Annotated in this window: 6 protein-coding genes; 2 read left to right on the top strand and 4 right to left on the bottom strand. The window is 51.6% G+C overall.

Annotation, left to right across the window (positions count from 1 at the left end; genetic code table 11):
* Positions 1 to 286 precede the first annotated feature (286 nt).
* Entirely contained in the window at positions 287 to 1,558 is a 1,272-nt protein-coding gene (locus ACESLU_RS08655) for a glucose-1-phosphate adenylyltransferase (protein ID WP_372637959.1), read from the bottom strand.
* 18 nt (positions 1,559 to 1,576) lie between these two features.
* Positions 1,577 to 3,013, bottom strand: a complete 1,437-nt coding sequence (locus tag ACESLU_RS08650) for a glycogen synthase (protein WP_372637956.1) — start codon at positions 3,011 to 3,013, stop codon at positions 1,577 to 1,579.
* A 480-nt stretch (positions 3,014 to 3,493) separates the two neighbouring features.
* Between ACESLU_RS08650 and ACESLU_RS08645 the strand changes: the two genes are divergently transcribed.
* Positions 3,494 to 4,414 carry an ABC transporter ATP-binding protein gene (locus tag ACESLU_RS08645; protein WP_372637953.1) on the top strand — a complete coding sequence of 307 codons (921 nt, stop codon included), beginning with the start codon at positions 3,494 to 3,496 and terminating at the stop codon, positions 4,412 to 4,414.
* 200 nt (positions 4,415 to 4,614) lie between these two features.
* Entirely contained in the window at positions 4,615 to 5,901 is a 1,287-nt protein-coding gene (locus tag ACESLU_RS08640) for an ABC transporter permease (RefSeq protein ID WP_372637950.1), read from the top strand.
* Between the two features lies 1 nt (position 5,902).
* Here the strand turns inward: ACESLU_RS08640 and ACESLU_RS08635 are convergent, their stop codons facing one another.
* Positions 5,903 to 7,495 carry a sulfatase gene (locus ACESLU_RS08635; protein ID WP_372637947.1) on the bottom strand — a complete coding sequence of 531 codons (1,593 nt, stop codon included), beginning with the start codon at positions 7,493 to 7,495 and terminating at the stop codon, positions 5,903 to 5,905.
* Between the two features lie 183 nt (positions 7,496 to 7,678).
* On the bottom strand, positions 7,679 to 8,082 hold a 404-nt coding region (locus ACESLU_RS08630; RefSeq protein WP_372637944.1), incomplete at its 5' end, for a c-type cytochrome.

Genomic DNA, 8,082 nt, shown 5'->3' with positions numbered 1-8,082 from the left:
ATCGTATAGCCCGGATTTCTCACCCGGAAATTTGTACTTCAGCAAGGCGAAGGAATAACGGCAGCGGAGACGTACCCCCCTGCACCCGGCACACTATTGTTATCTTCAACGCCGCTGACGGGCGACGTTCACAGTATGGCACACACTGTTATAATTTTTGGATCTCAAAAATCGCTATAAGTTTATCTTTATCATAAAGTTACCACAATATACCGTAAATCTATATAAGAAATACGGGTTAGCCCCAATGCCCGGTTAGCTTACAGCTATTGCTGCAAAACAGGGACTAAATCTTGGTGCCGTCCGGTATCACCGACCGTTTGGGAACTACCACAATACCATCTACCACATGATACTCGCCATAGTCGCCATCTTCAAGATGGTCGCCCCCGGCAATGCGCACATCATTCCCTATCCGGCAATTCTTGTCGATAATAGCATTACTGATAAAACAGCGTTGACCAATAGCCATGGGCGGCTGTTCGCTTCCCCTGTTCTCCAGCTCTTCGCGCGACTGGAAATAGTCATTGCCCATGATGATGGAACGCTCTATCGTAGTCCCCTTACCGATGCGGGAGCGAATGCCGATAACAGATCGCTCGATACGACTGGCCTCGATCAAACACGCCTCGGCCAGGACCGAGTGGTCAAAGGTCGTCCCCGAAAGTTTGGAAGCCGGCAGCAGCCGCGCCCGCGTATAGATGAAATCCTCGTTATCGTAGAGATTAAACCTGGGCAGGTCGTCAGTCAGTTCCAGGTTGGCCTTGAAAAAGGACTTCACCGTCCCGATATCGGTCCAATAGCCATCAAATTCGTAACTCTGCACCCGGTAATCCCCTTCAATAGCCTTCGGAATAATCCCTTTCCCGAAATCGGTGGAATCTTCGTGCTTGTCCAGCAGTTCGGTCAGAATTTCCTTCTTGAAAATGTAAATGCCCATGGAAGCAAGATAGTGCCGACCCTCGCTGCTGAATTTTTCAGGCGTTTCCGATCTCCATTGATCCAGTTCCTCCTTATCCGGCTTCTCTATAAAACGCTCAATCGTACCCTCTTCATTCGTTTTCATAATGCCGAATGCCGTGGCATCTTCCGCTATCACCGGAATGGTCGCGACGGTAAGATCCGCATCATTTTCTTCATGCTTGTCGATCATTTTCTGATAGTCCATCTGGTACAGCTGGTCACCCGACAGGATAGCCACATGCTTGTGATCCTTATTTTTCATGTGGTACATAGACTGGCGAACCGCATCTGCCGTCCCCTGGTACCAGTTCTTACTGCTCGGGGTTTGCTCGGCGGCCAGGATATCGACAAAACCTCTGGTGAATACGTCAAAATTGTAGGTATTCTTGATATGACGATTCAGAGAGGCCGAATTGAACTGCGTAAGCACATAAATACGGCGTATCCCGGAATTCAGGCAGTTCGAAATGGGGATGTCCACGAGACGATATTTACCCGCGATGGGAACAGCCGGTTTCGAACGCATTTTTGTCAGTGGATAAAGACGTGTTCCCTGTCCCCCGCCAAGAATAAGAGCAATAGTTGAACTACGCATAATAAATGATTTTAACGTTTAAGTTGACAGTTCCTCATATAATGCAATATACTTTTTAGCTGAAGCATTCCAAGAAAAATCGAGATTCATAATCCTTTTTCGTAAACCGGCCATGGTACGTCCCTGGCCAAACAGGTCGACGGCTCGTTGAACGGCGTGTCTTGCGGCTCTGAGGGAAAAATCATAAAAAGTGATACCATATCCTTCGGGCTCACCCAAATCGATCACCGTATCTTTCAACCCGCCTATACTGCGGACGATGGGAACCGTCCCGTACCGCATGGAATACATTTGATTCAGTCCGCAGGGTTCAACGCGCGAGGGCATAATCATAAAGTCACTGCCCGCGTAAATCTGATGGGCGAGCGGCTCGTTGTAATCCAGAGCAGCATCGAAATAGCCGACAAATCGGTCAGACATCGCCTCAAACTGGTAGTGCAGGCTGCGGTCTCCGGTCCCCAGCACGATAAAGTTGACGGTCTGGGGCGACTCAAGGAAACTGCGGAATAGATCGGGCAGCAGGTCGGCTCCCTTTTCATACGCCAGTCGGCCAATGTATGAGATGGTCGGGTGCTGTGGATCCAGTCCAAACTTTTCGCACAGCACCTGCTTGTTTTTGCGTTTACCCGTGGCCATCCGCCGGCTGCTGTAATGGTGAGCAACCATCGGATCAGTCTCCGGGTCCCACACATCCGTATCGATGCCGTTGATGATTCCTCGCGATTTCTGCTGCTCGCTGCGGAACAGCCCTTCCAGGCCGTGACTGCTATAACTCAGCTCCTTCATATACGTAGGAGAAACGGTCGTAATCTCCCAACAGGTTTTAAGTCCCGCCGCCAGGCAATTCAACTGTCCATCCCAGTCCAGCAGTCCCGCATTCTGGTAATCAAAATAAGGCAACAGGTTTTGCATGCCATGGTCGTAAATACCCTGGTATTCTCCATTGTGAACCGTAAGTACCGTGGGAATATGTTCCAGGTCGCGGTACCGGTAACTTTGGGTAAGCATAAAGGGAACGAGGGCCGTATGATGGTCGTGGCAATGTATCACATCGGGGGTCACCCGCATCTCGTTAAACCAGTCCAGTATGGCGACCTGAAAGCTGACAAACCGTTCGAAATCGTCTTCATAAGGGATCCCGGTCTGCTGTTCCGCATAGATGCCGGGTCGGTCAAACCGCCCGGGAATATCCACCACATACAGCGGGAAGCCCAGCGTATCATCCATCTCGCGCTGGATACGAAAATCAAACTGCCAGTCCCCCAGCGGGGCCTGTCCCTCAAAAACCGTCTTAAACTGCTGATCCGCCATCCATTCATTGGCATATTTGGGCATGACGACCGAAGCCTCCACTTCTTCCTGAATCAGATACTTGGGCAATGCCCCCACCACATCCGCGAGTCCCCCCGCTTTGGCAACCGGATAGCATTCTGCACTGAGATGAATTATTTTCATATATTGAAACTCCTTTTCAAGTTGTTCGTATGTTACCCTGGCGGTATGATCAGACAACATTAACCGACCTTATCCCTTTGACTAATTAATTAAAGTTTATGCTGCATTCAAAATATTTATTTTTAGACCGCTCGCATTGAACAGCCATAAAGTTTCAACCAGGATTATATTAATCATTCACCCTCAACCAGAGAAAGTTGTTTCACAAAGACCTGCAGCGGAAACAAAGTCCGCATCCATTCTCTGATTAACGCTGTGCCTTCGCACCGATGTTCAGCCTATGTAGCTGGTGCTGCTTCGTCATAGTGGGTCTTTATGCGTAGTTGGGCTATTTTGGGGAAGTTGACTGTTTCGGCACACCGGTGCATATCCATTGTCTGACTCTGAACATGCAGCCTGAAGAAATAATACTTGAAATGAAACACTGATTATGACCAAAAATGAGAAGAACCTCTATTTTCAATATAAAATTATGTGCCTATGGCCGTTATAGAAGTTAAGGATATTGCCAAATCATTCGGCAAAACCCAGGCCGTCAGAAATGCAAGTTTTGAGGTAGAAAAAGGACGTATTTTCGGACTCCTGGGTCCCAACGGCGCCGGTAAGACCACCGCTATCCGGATGATTAACCATATCCTTATTCCCGATGCAGGCACCATCACCATCAACGGCCTGAAAGCGAGTTCCCATACCCAAAAGATGATCGGCTATCTGCCTGAAGAACGCGGGTTGTATAAAAAGATGAAGGTCGGCGAGCAACTCATCTACCTTGCCCGTCTCAAGGGACTGACCCACCGGAAAGCGAAAGAGCAAACAAGATACTGGCTGGATCGCTTTGGTGCGTCCGACTGGTACCACAAGAAGGTCGGTGAGCTTTCAAAAGGGATGTCTCAAAAAATCCAGTTTATCGCGACGATTGCACATGAACCCGACATTTATATTTTTGACGAACCGTTTAGCGGACTCGATCCCATCAACAGCGAAATGCTCAGGGAGATCGTAATCGAGCTGCGCGAGCGCGGCAAAACAGTCCTCTTCTCAACGCACCGCATGGAGCAGGTGGAACAGATGTGTGATGATATCTGTCTTTTTAACAACGGAAGAGTGGTACTTAAGGGCAACTTGCGGCAGATCAGGAAATCATTCGGCAAGAATACGATTGTCATAGAATTCCAGGGCGACTCCAGCTTCCTGGATCAGATCAAAAATGTGCGTATTAACAACCGGTCCACCAATTTTGCTGAAATCAGGGTGCTTGACGGACAGGATATGCAGCAAATTCTCAAAATGGCCATGGATCACGCCGAAATTTACCGGTTCGAGCGCGTTGAGCCCTCCCTGACCGAAATTTTTATCTCCACCGTCGGCGAGGACAATATTAATCCCAATGAACTGGCATAATCACGAATCTTCATGAATAGCATGGAATTATTAGTTATCCTTTTATTTATTTATAAAAACCTCAGAATATAATTAGCCCATATTTTTCACCAAGATTAATGGTGAATTGTTACAACCTCATAATGCAGATAACCATAGATCAATTTTTGAGGCCAAAAAATATAACAGTGAAATTTCTTTATGAATAATCACGCTAAAGCATGAACTTACATCAGATATTACTGGTCCTTAAGCGAGAGTATATCACCCGCCTGCGCTCCAAGGGTTTTATCATAGCCACCATCCTTATCCCGCTTGGGATGATCGCTTTTGTGGGCGCCGGTATCGGCATTGCCATATGGGATACCGGCTCAGAACATACCATTGGCATCGTGGACCAGACGAACAGCCTCTATCCCCGGCTGGAAGAGCTGGCAGGTGAGCGGTATAAAGATTTATCAGCCACTACAGAAGATGCTCTCCGGGGCATGGTCGCGAGCGAGGAGATTGACGGATACATCCTCCTGGCGGAAGACCATATCAACCTGCAGAAAGATCCGGAATATGTATCCAGCGGAGCCGGGGGTATAAGCCTCCAATCGCGCATCCAGTCGGACCTCCGGCAGGTGATCCGGGATGAACGCATCAGCCGGGCCAACGTATCCGAGGATGTGCAACAGATTTTTGAGGCGGAAATCAGCCTGTCGACCAGCAAGCTTACCGAGCAAGGCGAGGCCACCGAAGATGATACGGGATTTCTGACGATTGTCGGCATGGCAATGGGGATCATCATCTTTGGTTCCGTCTTGGGTTACGGCGGCATGCTCACGCGCAGCGTCATTGAAGAAAAGACGAACCGCATCATTGAAGTCATCACCTCTTCCGTGAAGCCCATCGAGCTGCTGCTGGGTAAAATGGGGGGCGTCGGGGCTCTTGCCCTCTCCCAGCTGGCCTTCTGGCTGGCCACTTTTTTCGCACTTGCGGCCGCAGCGGGACCGCTGGCCGGGATGATGCTGGGACCTGAAATGGTTCCCGGCGGCGAGGCGGCCTCGGGGAACCTCGATCCCGAAATGTTTGCAATTCCCGATATCGCACCCTCGCTGATTCTCTATTTCGTCCTCTTTTTCATACTCGGATACCTGCTGTACAGCTCCCTGTTTGCCGCCATCGGATCGGCCGCGGATTCGGAAACCGACACCCAGCAGTTTATGTTTCCTGTCATGATCCCCGTTATGATCGGTTACTTTATCATGTTCCGGGCGATGGAAAACCCGGACAGCACGCTGGCGATCGTGGGCTCGCTGGTTCCTTTCTGCACGCCTATTGTGATGATCACGCGCATCGCCATCACGGATGTGCCCTTTTGGCAGATTTCGTTGTCCATCCTCCTGATGGTCGCCACCTTTGCCCTCACCATGTGGCTGAGTGCCAAGATCTACAGCGTGGGCATCCTCAGTTACGGACAAAGTGCCGGCTTTAGGGAGCTGTGGAAATGGGTGAGGGAATAGGTTAATCCACCTCGCTGCCCCACCAGTTGTTTCCGGGGTTGTAATCCGGTGAGAGAAACTCCAGCCGCTGCTCTTCCAGCTCCGGCAGCAGTTCCTGCTCGATCTTCTCCAGATAGGCCGCCTCTTCGGCCGGGTCATACTGCGGGTCTTTCCGGGGAAAGCGAGCGCCGGTCTGCGACAGGTATTCCGTGAGCCGGCTGCTGAGCCGGGCGGCCACCTCCGGGTGCTCCCCCGAGCGGTCAACGTGCTCTTCAAGGTTGTTCTCCAGGTCATACAACACTTCGCTGCTGTCCGCGTGGTAGCGAATCAGCTTCCAGCGTCCCCGGCGAATAACGGAGGAAGGTCGTCCCCCCTGGTTCCCGTAATGCGGGTAATGCCATACCAGGGATCGCTCGGGCATGGTTTCTCCGTTAAGCAGGGGGACCAGGCTGACGCCGTCGCGGTGTTCCTCCGGGCGCAGCTCGCTCCCGGTCAGCTCAAGGATCGTTGGATAAAAATCGGTGCCGGTAACCGGGGTGGGGTTTTCGGTGCCCTCGTGATTGAGCCACGGGACGCGGATAAAATAGGGGACCCGGAGTCCGCCCTCGTACTGGTATCCCTTGCCGCCCCGAAGCGGCCGGTTGGAGGTCGCATAGTCATCACCGGCCGCCACGCCCCCGTGATCGGAGGTGAAAATGACGATGGTATTATCGTCCAGCCCCTCCGTCCGCAGGGTCTCCAGCACGCTTCCCACCGCGTCATCCATATGCTCCACCAGTCCCGCATAGACCGGGTTATCCTGCACCTGCCGGATGGGCAGGAAATAGCCCATTTCAAATCCTTCCTCGGCGATTCCCAGCGAATCCGCCTTGTCGCGGTACTTTTTCCAGTTGGCCCGGGTGGTTTGAATCGGCGCATGCACCGCATAAAAAGAGAGAAAAGCGAAAAAGGAGGTGTCCCTGTGCTGCTCGATAAATCGGCTGGTCTCCAAGGCCAGCTTTTCCGGCAGGCTCATCCCCTCCTCCCCCGGGTGATCCTCCATCTTGGGATTATTAAAAGGGGAAAAATAACCGCCGGTATAGGGTCCCCCCGCCTCAAATCCGCCCTGGTTCATATCAAACCCGTGGTCCTCGGGATAGGAGCCCTCCCCGCCCAGGTGCCACTTGCCGGCAAAGAAAGTCTGGTATCCTTCCGCTTTCATCGCTTCGGGCAGAACCTCGTATTCGTGGGGCAGGTGATCGACGTAGTCGGGCGGCAGCAGCTTGCTGTGGCGGCCCTGCTCCCGCCAGTCCTCCCCCGTCCTGGCCCCGATCCAGTCGGTGATGCCGTGACGGGCCGGGGATTTCCCCGACATGATGCTCGCCCGGGCGGGACTGCAAACCCGGGCGGCCGTATAGCCGTTGGTAAAGATCATACTCTCCCCGGCCAGCCGGTCCAGGTTAGGGGTCTCATAGTAGTCGCTGCCCCTGCTGCTCAGATCGTGATAGCCGTAATCATCGGCAATGATAAATAGGACGTTGGGTTTCTCTTCCTCTTCCGGGCTTTCCTCAGGAGCGCAAGACCACACAACAAGAATACTGATGAGGACGAACCCCAGGCTTATTTTTGATTTCATGACGAAGGTGCTTGGATTACCTATTTAAAAAAATTTGAAAAGATCTCTGATTATCTGATTAAGAGGATGTTTAACGGTAGTTAGTTCATGATAACTATTGTTTCCCTGTATAAACAATATTTTGATGCCTTTGGGCGGTTGAGTATTTATGAATTACTTTACTCAGGACGCAAATTTTTTATGTCACTCATCCAGCGAATTGATCCAGTCGGCGATTTTCAGGGCCTCTTCTTCCGGCACGATCGTCATCGGCGGCATCGCCGTGGCGTAATCGGGCCAGTTCGAAAGGTCCGGGTTATACATCAGCTCGACCATCTCTTCGTTACTATAATTTCGCCGGGCAATTTCCGCAAACGGCGGTCCCACCTGACGCTCATCCGTTTGATGGCAGGAGGTACAGGTGTACTGGGACAACAGCGGTTTTATCTGCTCGAAGGAGGGAGCTCCATCCCCATCCCCACCCTTTGCTTCCTCTTGTCCGGGCTGCTTCCCGGCGGACGGGTCGACGGGGGACGTATTTTTTCGGCTAACCTCGCTTAGCGATAATGTGGGTCCCTCCGGGATCTCCTTCAGCGTATAGTAGGCGG

The sequence above is a fragment of the Fodinibius sp. genome (assembly GCF_041642155.1).
Taxonomy (GTDB): Bacteria; Bacteroidota; Rhodothermia; order Balneolales; family Balneolaceae; genus Fodinibius.
Note: the sequence above shows the minus strand (reverse complement) of the source record. Positions and strands in the feature narration are given on the sequence as shown.

Coding starts and splice junctions, on each gene's coding strand:
- ACESLU_RS08655 (WP_372637959.1), bottom strand. CDS start 1,558: ATGCGTAGTTCAACTATTGCTCTTATTCTTGGCGGGGGACAGGGAACA.
- ACESLU_RS08650 (WP_372637956.1), bottom strand. CDS start 3,013: ATGAAAATAATTCATCTCAGTGCAGAATGCTATCCGGTTGCCAAAGCG.
- ACESLU_RS08645 (WP_372637953.1), top strand. CDS start 3,494: ATGGCCGTTATAGAAGTTAAGGATATTGCCAAATCATTCGGCAAAACC.
- ACESLU_RS08640 (WP_372637950.1), top strand. CDS start 4,615: ATGAACTTACATCAGATATTACTGGTCCTTAAGCGAGAGTATATCACC.
- ACESLU_RS08635 (WP_372637947.1), bottom strand. CDS start 7,495: ATGAAATCAAAAATAAGCCTGGGGTTCGTCCTCATCAGTATTCTTGTT.